Origin of the sequence: Rhizobium aethiopicum (genome assembly GCF_900094625.1) — a bacterium.
GTDB classification, from domain to species: domain Bacteria; phylum Pseudomonadota; class Alphaproteobacteria; order Rhizobiales; family Rhizobiaceae; genus Rhizobium; species Rhizobium aethiopicum.
This window is the reverse complement of the sequence record NZ_FMAJ01000016.1, coordinates 96,322-108,782: the sequence shown is the minus strand read 5'-3', so window position 1 is coordinate 108,782 and position 12,461 is coordinate 96,322. Positions and strand designations below refer to the sequence as shown.

Genomic DNA, 12,461 nt, shown 5'->3' with positions numbered 1-12,461 from the left:
CGCCGCAGGCAGCACGACCGCGCCCATTTCACTTTCGGCTGGCAGGACGCAAGCCGGTCGGCCTCTGGAAGAACAGAGAACGTGGGTGCGCGGCGTCCCAAGTGTAGCTGGGCGATCCCCCGCACTGGCCGCGGCTGCTGCGCGCCGCCGCACTACAACAACCACGGTCAGGCCGCCTTTCGGAAGACTTGGTCTGTCGTCCCGGCCACGCCTCCTCGATCAGGAAAGAAAATGCTTTCCCGTCGCGGTCTCCAGGACGCTTGCCAACTGGGTAGCGAGCATGCCCTCAATGAGTTCTTCCATCTTTGTCAGATCGAAGGCACCGTCTTCTGAAGCCGCATCGGCCGCTTCCAAAGCGTCGAAGTACGGGCGCCGGTTATCGACAATCTGGTCCGGGATGGTCTTGACCCCGGGTAGGGGCAATTGAAGCTTTACGCAAAGAACCAAATAGGACACCATGCGCGATGTCCGCCCATTCCCATCACTGAAGGGGTGGATCCAGTTGAGCCGCCACATCACGAACGACGCAAGATGCACGGCTGTCTTTTCGGTCCAGTTGTCGTTGACATAATCGCACAAATCCTCAATGAGTCCAGGGACCTGAAATGCCCCGACAGGCTTGTGCTTACTGCCCTCAATTGAAACTTCAGCGGGCCGGAAGTTGCCGGCATAGATGCTAATGCCTTGCAATGCCTCACGGTGAAGCGACAGTAGCATCGAGGGACGAAGCTTCCATTTTTCCCCTTTGTCGATTGCATCGACAATCATGTCGCGCGCTAGGTCGAACTGGAGAAGGCCGTTGCGGGCTTCGGCTTCGGCGCGCGCCTTCTCATCCATGATCAAATAAGCTTCGGTTGCCACGCTGTGGCGGCGCGTAGCGTCAGTCATGTTTCTTTTGATCTGCCATCTCGTCGGCGACGCGATCGACCAACTCGCGGGTTATCATCTCATTTTCGAAATGAGTGTTGCCGTATGCAAAGCTGCGACGCTGGACTTCAATGTCACTCTTCGACAACTGCACTTTTCTGGCGGCTTCGAGGAGGTTTCTGAGCGGTTCGTTCATTGCAGGCGTCCTTTTTATTTAGGCGTCCATAAAAGCGGTTTTCCTTTGCAAGGCAACCTCGACAAGGATAGAAACATGGAATTGCGCCAAGCTTGTGGAAGAGTGTTGCAACTGCGCTAGCACCATAATGCCGATCGCGACGATTGGCGAGCAGCAAGAAGCGCGGGACGGGATTGGCAACGAGGCTTGGCGTTTCGTTCTTCATTTTTTCTCGCACTGATGCGGGCATCGGTCAGCTCTAAGACCGCCCCGCCCCGGGGGAATGGCTCCGGCAACTGACGGCCTCTGAACTGTTTCGGCTATTGCATCGAGAGGTGCTCCAATGGCCGCAACACTTCCGGCGCGTTGCCTCCCGCTACGAGCAGCGAAGTCTCTGCTTCACAGGTTTCATCGTAAGCGGCGTGCCACTCGCCCCTGACCGAATCGGATATTCGAAGGCAACGGTCGCATCCATGATGGATGCGGCAACTACGGGTCAATTGCGGTCATTCAGCTATCACGAAATCGGTGCACCTTCCCGACGGACAAATGAAAAAGCAGAGAGATTTCCGGATTGGAGCGCAAAGGCGGCAGAGCTGTGCCGCAAAACCTCGGCTGACTATGTCGGGAAGTTGCCGCAACCGCCTCTAACCCTGCGCAAGATGATCGCTTGGCATTTCCGATTGGCTGTATTCAAGCCGCCGACGCTCTGATCGCCTTTGGTTGAAGTCATTAGGCCAACCAGTGCCCCTTGCGATGCCGTCATGGGGAGAAAAAGGTCTTTGCTAATGGCACTTTATTTTCCCATTATTGGTGCTATCATCAAATTCGCAATTTATTCGAGTATCCTGACTGGCGATAAGCTTGCGCAGCCCTGCGTATTGTGTGGGGAGCTACGCCTGCGTTTGAAAATGGCCAGTCGCGCATTCTTGTTTTTCTTAGCAATGCTTTTTGTGCAGGGGGATGTGCATGTCTTCGGGCCATATCTGGCGTGAAAATTACGAGGGAGGAAACCCTGAGGCGGAAGCATTGCTTTTTGCAGAGCTGGCACGCGATATCATGGATGTGCAACTTGCCAATAGGGCGAACGCCCGAGCAAGCGACATAAGTCGCGCGTTTCACGCGAAATGTATACTTGGTGTCGACAATGCGAAACTTCAGATTCTGCCTAATATTCCAGAAGATCTCGAAGTCGGTTTTTTTGAGCGTGGCAAGCAATACGACGTGACCGTGCGGCTTTCCAACGCCAACGGTGTCCGTCAGGCCGACTTCAAGAAGGATATGCGTGGGATAGCGCTACGCGTTAAAGTATCCGAGAACGAATATCACGATTTCCTCGCAACGAATTTTCCGGTTTCTCATGCCCGCAACGCTTATCAATTCGTGGCGTTCGCCAAGGCGATGTCCGGCTCGAAGCTGCTGCTTTTGCCGCGCCTCGTCCTCGCAGTCGGCTTTTCCGAAACCCTCAGGATGCTCAGAAACGTCCTGAGGGGAGCGCGCGTCGTCGACAGCCTAGCCACAGAGGGCTATTGGAGCCGAGGCGCTCTTCTCTGGGGCAATGAAGCAGGTCCAGTTCGGTTCCTGCTGCGTCCAAGCGCCAAGACGACCGCGGCAAAGCCCGCCTCGGCAACTGACCCTGACTTTCTACATCGTGAGATTGCCGAGCGGCTTCGCGAAGGCCCTGTCGAGTTCGATTTCCTGCTGCAGCGCTATGTCGATGAGAAACTTACTCCAATCGAGGATGGTGCGGTCGAGTGGACGGAAGACGCATCGAGGCCGATCGGGGTCGCAACGCTGACCATTCCGTCGCAGGACATCGATGCGGCGCCTGGCAGGGCGATGGAGCGGCTTGTCGACCAGCTTGGCTTCAATCCTTGGAATACGACCGAGACATTTCGCCCGCTGGGCAATCTCAACCGTGTCCGCAAGGCAGCCTATACGGCCAGCTCCGCGCATCGCTTGAACCAACGGTTCCGGGAACGGAAGCCGCTACGCAACATCGTGATTGCCCGGGCTGTCGCGGCCCTGTTTAAGGCGATTAATGCACACGTGCCCTGGTATAGGTTCGGTTGGCGCATGAGCCTGCTTAACATCTCCATTCTCCGGGAAGAGCTACGCACAAAGAACTTGTTTGACACCGAATTGCCGGATGCACCACCGCAGGCGACCCCGCAGCCGCCAGTAATTCCCGAGGCGGTCCGCACTCAGCGGACATTCGACGGTACCTACAACGATCTCTCAAACCCGCGGATGGGTGCGGAGGGAGCGACGTTCGGCCGTACGATGCGAGCGGTCTACAAGCCAGAGCTATTCGGGCAGCCGAACCCAATCGAAGTCAGTCGCCAACTGATGACGCGAAAGGCTTTCATTCCGGCACGCTCGCTAAATGTGCTTGCCGCGGCCTGGATTCAGTTCCAGGTGCATGACTGGGTCAACCACAAGCGCCATAGTCTCGGGAATGCGGAGACCGACATTGCATTGCGAATGCCGAACGGAGAGCTCTGGAAGAGCACCACAGGCGGTCAGCCGGAGGCTTTTATGCGCATTGCTGGCAATGAGGTTTTCCGCATGGCTGCCGGCGGCTACCCCATTTTCAAAAATATGACGACACCGTGGTGGGACGGTTCAGAGGTTTACGGCAATACAGCGGAAAAAGCGCTGGATCTGCGAGACGGAGGTCGTCTTAAGCTCACCGAGGATCTCTATCTGCCGACCGAATTGAACGGCATGAACGTCACTGGCTTCAACGAAAGCTGGTGGCTGGGCCTCAGTATGATGCACACGCTGTTTGCTCGTGAACACAACGTGCTCGCCGAAGCATTGATGCGCGAATATCCGGACTGGGAGCCGGACCGGATCTACAACACCGCTCGATTGATTGTATCGGCTCTGATCGCAAAGATTCACACCATTGAGTGGACGCCAGCTATTCTGGCGACGCGGGCGATCAAAGTCGGCCTGCCGGCGAACTGGTACGGCGCGCCTAAGGACTGGCTCACGCAGCTCGGCATCTGGATGCTCGACACGCACGAACTCAAAGGCATTCCGCAGACTGTGCCCGACCATCACGGCATCCCGTACTCGCTGACGGAGGAATTCGTTTCGGTCTACCGTCTCCATCCGCTCATTCCCGACGATTATCAGTTTTTCAACTATGAGACCGGTGCGCGAACAGAAACATTGGGCTTCGCCGACATTCAAGGTGCGGGAACCGATGCCAAAATGCGGCACCTTCGGCTCCACAATGTCATCTATTCACTCGGAATCGCACATCCCGGTGCAATCACGTTGCATAATTACCCCAATGCGTTACGCCAGTTTAAACGGATGTCAGGCGACGTGGAGGAGATTATCGATCTTTCCGTCGTCGACATCGTCAGGGATAGGCACCGCGGAATTCCTCGCTTCAATGACTTTCGCGAGGCGTTGCACAAGCCGCGTTTAAGCAACTGGGAGGAATTGTCGTCGGATCCAGAAACGGTGCGGGCAATGCAGGTTCTCTATGGCAATATCGACATGGTGGACACCATGGTCGGCCTGCATTCTGAGCCTCCGCCGGACGGTTTCGGCTTCAGCGATACGGCTTTTCGCGTGTTTATTCTGATGGCCTCCCGACGGTTGCAGAGCGACCGTTTTCTCACCGTCGACTTTCGGCCGGAAATCTACTCGCCCCTGGGGCTCGATTGGATCGAGAACAACGGTATGACCAGCATCATCCTGCGTCACTGTCCGCAACTCGCCCCGGTATTGCCGCGCACTGCCAGTGCATTCGCCCCTTTCCGGCCTATCCTGTCTTGAGGGGCACACCATGCCAATTTCCCGCGACAGATTATACCGGCTCTTTCGCTTCCTCTTGGTGAGCGTCAACCTGCTTGTACTCATCACTCTTGTTGCAACGGGGATATTCATCAGGCTCGAAGGCGACTGGGTGCATCCAACTATCCGGGATCCAAAGGATGCGTTCGAAAATGGCACCATCGGCACGGAACTCATGCCGCTACCGGTCGCTTTGGTACTGCCCGACCTGTTTCCCGAGCATTTTCAGCCGGCCGGTGCGGATGCCGGCGATTGGGTGAAGCAATTCGGGTTCTTGCCGTATGACAACCCGGAGGCCAATAACGGTTTGCCACTCGGCTTTGCGACCAGCAACTACCGCCCCGGTTCCGCGGCGCCGTCGCCTGTCCCGTTCGTCGGCTTCAGTTGTGCTCTTTGCCACACCACGCGAATTCGCAAAAGTGAGGAGAGCAAGGGCGTCGTCGTCTACGGACCAGGCAGCGTATCGATCAATCTCTTCGCCTGGATCGATGCATTTCAGGCGGCGGTCTTGACCAGGGTGAAGCCGCAAAGAGATGGCGAAACGGACATGGAACGGCCCTATCGTCTGACCGTCGACAGCATTTGCGATTCGTATAGAGCCAAGACGGGTGAAACGCTGGGCTCGATACAACGCCTGTTGATTGGGCTATGGCTTCGCCAGGTTCGCGCTCGGATCGAGGCAGGATTGCCGCGCTTCGACGAACCGATCGGAAATTACCGATCCCGCGATGCAGACGTAACACCGACGGGTCCAACACGTACCCAACCGTTTCGCACTCTCGTTCGCACTGTGCTCGACCGGCCTGGCAACGATATGCCCGTCTACACGAAGATTGCCACGGTTTTTTCGGAGGATCATCGCGCGCGCGCCCAGTTCGATGGGTCGATCGGCGACATATATGCCCGCAGTTCGCTGGCGGCGCTCGCAGCCGGGGCCACGGTCACTAATATGGCTAAGCCGGAAATTGCCGACAATATCCGCAAAGCGAGCGATTTCACGAAGACGTTGCGTCCGTTGCGCTATTCCGACATGTTCCCGGAAGATGCGGCCTCGATCGATCCTGCACGTATCCTGCAGGGGCGCAAAGTCTACGGGCAATATTGCGCCGCCTGCCACGGCGATCGGGATTCGACCGGGGCTTGGGTCAACGGCGAGAAGACCGGCCAAGTCGTGCCGGCCGGTGAGCTCAACACCGATCCGGAACGCGTGCGGTTTCGTCATTATGGACCTCTCGCCGAAAAAATGTTTGCGCTCTTCCCCGACAAGCACCCGTTCCATTTTAAGCGAGAGGATATTTGGCCCCAGCGTGGACAAGAGGAGGAGACATCCATTAGGGGCTACGTAAACGCGCCGCTGGACGGGATGTTCCTGCGTGCCCCCTACCTCCATAACGGCAGTGTCATGACGTTGGCTGAACTGATTAATCTCAGGAAGCGTAGAGATGTCTTTTATCGGGGCGATAACACCTACGATCCGGCCGACGTCGGCTTTCGCTCTCCGGAAAGCGCTGACGATCGAAATTACTTCACGTTCGATACGACTCAGATCGGCAACTCGAACAGGGGACATGACTATCCATGGGCCTATGACGACCCGAAACGAAATCCGGACGATCTTGCCGCGCTGCTTGACTATTTGAAAATGCTCTAACGTCAGGAACGAGCCCATGAAGGCCATGCCTCCGAACAGTATAACTCTGCCGCAGTTCTCGCTGGCGTTCGTGACGTTTGGCGTACTGCTGGTTCTTGCGCTCCTCTGGCCGGAGACGACGCTGGACGACGTCGATCTCGGTCGCACGAAAGCCACTATCTGGGTGACAAGTCTCATGCTTCTCCCGAGCTTGGCGCTCTATCCCTACCGCACGCTCTCCCAACGCATGGCCAACGTCGTACACTTGTTCTGGACCTTCGCTTATCTGCTTTTTCTTGTTCACGCTTATTGGGCCATATTCGTAATATTCAACGGGCTTAAGGACACCTTCGTGCAGATGGGCATTCCCATTGCCAGCATAAATTTCCTGCTCGTTATCCTGTGGGGCTTGGATGTTTTGCTTCTATGGTTTGCGCCGAGCCGGACCCCGCCCGCGGCGCGCTTCCAGATCGCTGTACGCACGCTTACTTTTCTAATATTCGCGACCACCTTCCTGTTTTTGCGAAGTGGTCCGGTTCATATTCTTGGGATCATTTTTGCGGCCGTGATCTCGCTATCCCTGGCCATTCGGCTGTGGGTACGTGAGCGCGCCGTCCAATACTGAGACGGCCAAGCTGGGTCGTCGACGCCACATTCGGAGGCTGGGGAGGAAACATGAGCAGCGAGGAGACAAACAAAACCGGTTTTGAGCGATTGCTCGAGCGCCCATTAATCCAGACGATTCTTCAACGGCGTACGCACCGGATCGGCCGAGGTGTTCCCCTGATCAAAGCAGGCACCATGACCTATCAATCCACCCAAAAACCGGTGCCACTTACCGACCTCGAAGAGGCAATTTTAATCGCCATGACTGGCCTTACCGGCCTTACAATGCCGGACAGGCCGTTTGAGGATCCTGTCACCGGCGAGTTCGTAATGGCAAAGCCGAATGTCCATATGGAAGGGCGAACGGCCGGCAGCCCCGACAATGCCCAAGGGACATATTTCTTCCTCATCAACGATACCGGCACATACTTCATCGACAGGGTTCCGTTCACCCCACCATTATCGTTCGAACCGGAGGCACTAATCGCACATGCCAAACGAGCGAAAGTGAAAATTAGCAATGGCAGACTGGATACGGCAAACCGCGAATTCCCCGCCTATCTCGATTCCAATCGCTTGCTGTCGAACCTGCCCGGCACGACGGTGCTTTTTCCCGTCGTAGACCTGTCACATCAATATATTAACGGCCTGATGTATCTCTTGACACAGCCCGAAGGACACCGACCAACAATCGTTGACGATCGTAATTTCTATCTTAGGGCCGGCGTAGGAAAATGGGTCAAGAATCGATTTCTCAACGAAGAGATCAAGGTGCCGCTCGGCGTCATCGGTAGCCTACGGACCCAGATCGAAGCAGATTTATTGCTCCAGAATCTCATGTTGGTCGCTGATGCCATGGGCCTAGGAGCCTATATTCACGCCTCCATCAGCCCGCCGGTACTGCTCGGCGATCCAAAATTCCGGGACAGCTACGGTCCGATGCTAGGTTTCGATTTCGCTGTGCCGAAATGGCGACTGCTCGACATTTTACGCTGGCAGGTGCCGCTGCCGAAATACAGCAGCCTCAGGGCACATCCGGTTGGTCTGCGACTGGGAGACCGCGACCTTATCAAGGCGAAGTCCCCCCCGAACTATCAAAACATGAGAGAAGCCGTGGACGAAGTGGTTTCGGCCAAGTTTGGTTCACAGGGGATTTACAAGGATGCGGCCCTTTTCAAGGGAATTTACAAGGATGACTTTGGCGATCGTTACCTAACCGAGGCCGCCGAGTACAGTAGCGACGTGATTGAGTGCGTGACGGACATTTGCGAGTACATATATGATACCCATGGTCGCTTCCCCGCGCATGTCGATGCAATTCATGTTCCCGGCGTGTGGATACAGGTGCATCACGTCGACCTCGAATACTATAACCGTTATTTCAAAAACGCATTGACCGGCGCGCACCACGACCACGACAATCATTGGCATTGACGAGCTTTAGGCCAAATTTGCACGCCGGAACACAGCGAATGCCCTTTCGGGGCGGAAAGATCGGCACCAGCAGAAGGTTGACGATCTCCTTCAGGTCGGCGATTACCGGCAGCGGTGTGGGAACCGTTTTGCTGCGGGTGATCTGGGCGAAATCAGAATATTTCAACTTGAGCGTCACAGTCTTCGCGGCGATCCCGTTGGCCTCGCAATAACTCCACACCTTTTCGATTAGCGGCTCAAGCCCTTCACGGGCCGGGTCGTAGGTATGGAGGTCTTGTCAGAATGAACCGCGCCGAGTTTGCCGGAGCCCCCAACTCGTGAGAAGTAGGGTCTATGACAAGCAAGACGACGAACAAATTCTCTCCTGAAGTTCGTGCCCGCGCCGTTCGGATGGTGACGGAGCATGAAGCCGAACATCCCCCCCCCGCTGGGCGGCGGTATCATCGATAGCGGCCAAGATCGGTTGCTCGGCGCATACCCTCCATGAATGGGTGAAGAAGGCCGAGGTCGACAGCGGCAAGCGTGCAGGTTTGCCGAGTGACGTGGCGGAGAAGATGAAGGCTCTGGAGCGAGAGAACCGCGAGCTTCGTCAGGCGAATGAGATTCTACGCAAAGCCTCGGCGTATTTTGCCCAGGCGGAGCTCGACCGCCCACTGAAGCGATGATCTCCTTCATCGACGAACACCGCTCGGTGCTCGGGGTCGAGCCGATCTGCAGACTGCTGCCGATTGCCCCGTCCACCTATTATGAGGTTATCGCCAAGCGCATGGACGTGGACCGCCTATCGGCCCGCGAACGGAATGATATTGCCATGAAAGTCGAGATACGTCGGGTGTTCAACGAGAACTTCCAGGTCTATGGCGTGCGCAAAGTCTGGCGGCAGTTGCAGCGAGAAGGTTACGACATCGCCCGCTGCACCGTCGCTCGGCTTATGAGAATGATGGGGCTTCAAGGCGTCATTCGCGGCAAGCCAGTCAAAACCACCGTGTCGGACAAGTCCGCTCCATGTCCGCTCGACCGGGTGAACCGACAGTTCTTCGCTCCAGCGCCGAACATGCTGTGGTTATCCGATTTCACCTATGTCGCGACCTGGCAGGGCTTCGTTTACGTGGCCTTCGTCATTGATGCCTTCGCCCGCCGTATCGTCGGTTGGCGGGCAAGCCGAACGGCCCATGCGGGCTTTGTGCTCGATGCCCTCGACCAGGCGCTTCATGATCGGCGGCCCGTTAAACGTGGCGCGCTGGTTCATCATTCCGACCGCGGCTCGCAATATGTGTCCATTCGCTATTCCGAACGGCTGGCGGAGGCGGGCACGAGCCGTCTGTCGGAAGCGTTGGCGACAGTTACGACAATGCTCTCGCCGAAACGATCAACGGTCTTTACAAGGCCGAGGTCATCCATCGGCGAGGACCCATGGCGCAACTTCGAAGCCGTGGAGTTCGCCACGCTCGAATGGATCGACTGGTTCAACCACCGCCGTCTTCTGGAACCCATTGGGAATATTCCGCCAGCAGAGGCAGAAGAACGATACTACGCCATGCTGGACGCACCAGCTATGGCCGCATAACTTAAACCAAACGGTCTCCGGCAAACCCGGCGCGGTTCAGTCCCCCCGCTCTTGCTCGCTTAGCAAACACATTCAAAGCCGCAGGAAAAATAGCCAAGATCTCCTCGTCGCCATCATGCTCAAGCTGCTCGTGCTCGCAAGTTGCCTGCTCTCCCAGACCCGCCTCTGAGCCTAAATCCGCCTTGCCGACCAATGCAGATTCTCATCCAGGCGGCTGGTGCGCGTTTTCTCCCTGCAAGGCCTAATGCGGCCACCTGCACACCTATGGATCCATCGTCCCTACAAGTAATAATGAGTGCATGAAATAATTGTACTATGAACGATAAAGCTCTTGATGGTTGCTTGCGTTCGTGTTTTAATAAAACCTATCGTTATAAGGGCATCCACACCATTTCAGTTCTTCCGGATCCTCTCTCGGAGGGGGACGCGACTATGTCGTGACCCTACTCGCGGAGCATGCTGTGCTTTTGTGACTTTGGCGTTGAACCGTAGACGCGGGCAGAACGAACAGGACGTGCGCTACAGATGGCGAGCCGACGAGCATGGATACCTCCGCGAACGATTTAGAAGGGTGTGAGCGATATCGGATTTGACCGAAGCAACACTGCATAGCCGGCGTGCCGCCTGCGACGCGGCTGCCTCTATGGGGATGGGGATTTGCCATGGCAGAGTCACACAGGCCCGGAAACGGGATGAAATCTTTTTCGATGCACGTATCGGACGCCGGATCGGCTCCTATGTTCGCCGCTCTCGCTAAAGAACAGTCTGACCTCCCGACCTTCGCGTTTGAGCCTGCTGCCACACAGGTGGTGGACCCTGAGACTGCGGCCCGTCGATATCTCGGCCATGCGCTCACAAGCAATAGCGTCCCCGACTTTACTGCGCCGTCTGCAGAAAACGCTGACTCTCAATTCAAGGTTATCGGCACAGAAACGGTTCCACTGACCCATACCCGTACCGTCAAATTTCGCCAGGCGTTCCACGACATCCCTGTCTACGGGTCGCTGGTGACCGTGGAGCTGGACGACGACAACAAACTCGTGAGCCTGAATTCGGCGCTGGGGGAGCCGACCAATGTTCCGCCTGTGGCGAAGATTTCGGCCACCAGAGCGGCGTCGGCGGTCGACAAGAAAGGCCAGTTCAAGAAGAAGATCGCCGGTGTCGCGCCCCGTCTCAGTTTCTATTACGAGGCCAAGAAGGACAAATGGCATCTGGCATATATTTTCGAGGACGTCGAGGTGACGATGCCGGAGAGTGCCGGATCCGGTCCGTTGAGGCCGCGTTATTTCGACTACGTGGTGGATGCGAATACCGGGAGGGTGATTGCGGAATTACCGCGTACCCCGACAATGGCCGCCGAGGAGCAGCTCGCCTTCGACGCCCGCAATGTTCAACGGACCATAAATGTCGAAAAAATTGGTGCCCGCGCCGTTCTGAAGGACACGGTGAACAATATCCAGACCTTCGACTTTCGTTTTCGGGATCCGAACGTCAACGATGCCCTGCTGCCGGGGGACGAAATAGGACCTGCCTGGCCGCCTGCCGCAGTCAGCGCGCATGCAAATGCGGCGGCCGTCGCGCATTTCCTCCGTGAAGTCGTGTTGAGGAATAATATCGACAATCGCGGCGGCCCGATGAACGCCAGCATCAATTGCGTCGTCATGCGCGAAAGCCCCGGTGGAAACCAGTGGTTCAACGCCTATTGGAATGGCGTCCAAATGGTCTATGGCCAGGTGCTCAACGGCAACCAGCTTCTCACCCTGGCCGCCGCGCTCGATATCGTCGGGCACGAGATGTTCCATGGCGTGACCGACAATACCTCACGCCTCGAATATGCAGCGCAATCCGGAGCGCTCAACGAATCCTATTCCGATATTTTCGGCATGCTGATCGCCAATAGAGGCAATCCCGATCCCCGCCAATGGGACTGGAGGCTCGGGCAGGGGTTCGCGCGAGGCGGCGGTCCCATCCGCGACATGTCCGATCCCGCGTCGCGGGGCCAGCCTGCACATATGAACCAGTATCGGATCATGCCGGTCACTCAGAATGGCGACTGGGGAGGGGTGCATGTCAACAGCGGTATCCATAACAAGGCGGCTTATCTCATGCTGGTGGCGGAGGAAGGCGGCAGTCTGGTCTTCACGCCAGACGAAGTCGCCGCGGTCTTCTATGTCGCGGTGACGCAGCTGCTCTCGCGCACCTCGCAATTCCGTGACAGTCGTCGGGCTGTCGTCAGTGCGGCACGCACCTTGTTCAGGACCGCTCCATCCGCTCAGCTTGCGCGACGGATTTCGGCGATCGACGCGTCATTCGACGGTGTCGGCATCGCCTGACGCGGGGGGACCCTCTGCCGCTCGCCACATGAT

9 protein-coding genes, 2 pseudogenes and 1 other annotated feature are annotated in these 12,461 nt (G+C 56.8%); of the genes and pseudogenes, 7 read left to right on the top strand and 4 right to left on the bottom strand.

From position 1 onward, the window contains the following. Positions 1-219: 219 nt before the first annotated feature. On the bottom strand, positions 220-888 hold the full coding sequence (locus tag GA0061105_RS26255; RefSeq protein ID WP_016737371.1) for a Fic family protein: 669 nt from the start codon (positions 886-888) through the stop codon (positions 220-222). Beyond that, positions 881-1,063, bottom strand: coding sequence for a hypothetical protein (locus GA0061105_RS26250; protein ID WP_009991623.1), 183 nt, complete (start codon positions 1,061-1,063; stop codon positions 881-883). Before GA0061105_RS26250 ends, GA0061105_RS26255 begins: the two co-directional genes overlap by 8 nt. A 767-nt stretch (positions 1,064-1,830) precedes the next feature. Between GA0061105_RS26250 and GA0061105_RS32995 the strand changes: the two genes are divergently transcribed. The 5 genes from GA0061105_RS32995 to GA0061105_RS26225 are packed head-to-tail and all read left to right on the top strand — an operon-like array spanning position 1,831 to position 8,528. Next, positions 1,831-2,037 (top strand): hypothetical protein, encoded by a 207-nt coding sequence (locus tag GA0061105_RS32995; RefSeq protein WP_016737373.1) that lies wholly within the window; start codon positions 1,831-1,833, stop codon positions 2,035-2,037. Next, a complete protein-coding gene (locus GA0061105_RS26240; RefSeq protein ID WP_199287286.1) occupies positions 2,012-4,840 on the top strand; it encodes a peroxidase family protein in 2,829 nt (942 codons plus the stop codon). Before GA0061105_RS32995 ends, GA0061105_RS26240 begins: the two co-directional genes overlap by 26 nt. A gap of 10 nt (positions 4,841-4,850) precedes the next feature. Beyond that, a complete protein-coding gene (locus tag GA0061105_RS26235) occupies positions 4,851-6,509 on the top strand; it encodes a c-type cytochrome (protein ID WP_016737375.1) in 1,659 nt (552 codons plus the stop codon). A 16-nt stretch (positions 6,510-6,525) separates the two neighbouring features. Further along, positions 6,526-7,113 carry a hypothetical protein gene (locus tag GA0061105_RS26230; protein WP_009991263.1) on the top strand — a complete coding sequence of 196 codons (588 nt, stop codon included), beginning with the start codon at positions 6,526-6,528 and terminating at the stop codon, positions 7,111-7,113. Between the two features lie 50 nt (positions 7,114-7,163). Then, complete coding sequence (locus tag GA0061105_RS26225) at positions 7,164-8,528, top strand: hypothetical protein (protein WP_016737376.1); 1,365 nt, start codon at positions 7,164-7,166, stop codon at positions 8,526-8,528. A 34-nt stretch (positions 8,529-8,562) separates the two neighbouring features. On the opposite strand, the pseudogene GA0061105_RS26220 reads toward GA0061105_RS26225, so the two are convergent. Further along, positions 8,563-8,805 (bottom strand): annotated as a pseudogene (locus tag GA0061105_RS26220) (DinB/UmuC family translesion DNA polymerase); the annotation flags it as partial. Between the two features lie 56 nt (positions 8,806-8,861). Here GA0061105_RS26220 and GA0061105_RS26215 point away from each other — a divergent pair. After that, positions 8,862-10,095: pseudogene (locus GA0061105_RS26215) on the top strand (IS3 family transposase). Then, positions 9,148-9,264: a sequence feature (AL1L pseudoknot), on the top strand. Its footprint overlaps the pseudogene before it by 117 nt. Position 10,096: 1 nt before the next feature. On the opposite strand, the gene GA0061105_RS26210 reads toward GA0061105_RS26215, so the two are convergent. After that, positions 10,097-10,288, bottom strand: a complete 192-nt coding sequence (locus GA0061105_RS26210) for a hypothetical protein (protein WP_016737380.1) — start codon at positions 10,286-10,288, stop codon at positions 10,097-10,099. A 424-nt stretch (positions 10,289-10,712) separates the two neighbouring features. On the opposite strand from GA0061105_RS26210, the gene GA0061105_RS26205 reads away from it, so the two are divergent. Then, positions 10,713-12,428: a M4 family metallopeptidase gene (locus GA0061105_RS26205; RefSeq protein WP_125462014.1), complete on the top strand. Its 1,716-nt coding sequence runs from the start codon at positions 10,713-10,715 to the stop codon at positions 12,426-12,428. Positions 12,429-12,461 lie beyond the last annotated feature (33 nt).

What these genes read in the sequence shown, in the direction of transcription:
- GA0061105_RS26240 (WP_199287286.1), top strand. Translation starts at nt 2,012, where the DNA reads ATGTCTTCGGGCCATATCTGGCGTGAAAATTACGAGGGAGGAAACCCT.
- GA0061105_RS26250 (WP_009991623.1), bottom strand. Translation starts at nt 1,063, where the DNA reads ATGAACGAACCGCTCAGAAACCTCCTCGAAGCCGCCAGAAAAGTGCAG.
- GA0061105_RS32995 (WP_016737373.1), top strand. Translation starts at nt 1,831, where the DNA reads ATGGCACTTTATTTTCCCATTATTGGTGCTATCATCAAATTCGCAATT.
- GA0061105_RS26255 (WP_016737371.1), bottom strand. Translation starts at nt 888, where the DNA reads ATGACTGACGCTACGCGCCGCCACAGCGTGGCAACCGAAGCTTATTTG.
- GA0061105_RS26230 (WP_009991263.1), top strand. Translation starts at nt 6,526, where the DNA reads ATGAAGGCCATGCCTCCGAACAGTATAACTCTGCCGCAGTTCTCGCTG.
- GA0061105_RS26235 (WP_016737375.1), top strand. Translation starts at nt 4,851, where the DNA reads ATGCCAATTTCCCGCGACAGATTATACCGGCTCTTTCGCTTCCTCTTG.
- GA0061105_RS26225 (WP_016737376.1), top strand. Translation starts at nt 7,164, where the DNA reads ATGAGCAGCGAGGAGACAAACAAAACCGGTTTTGAGCGATTGCTCGAG.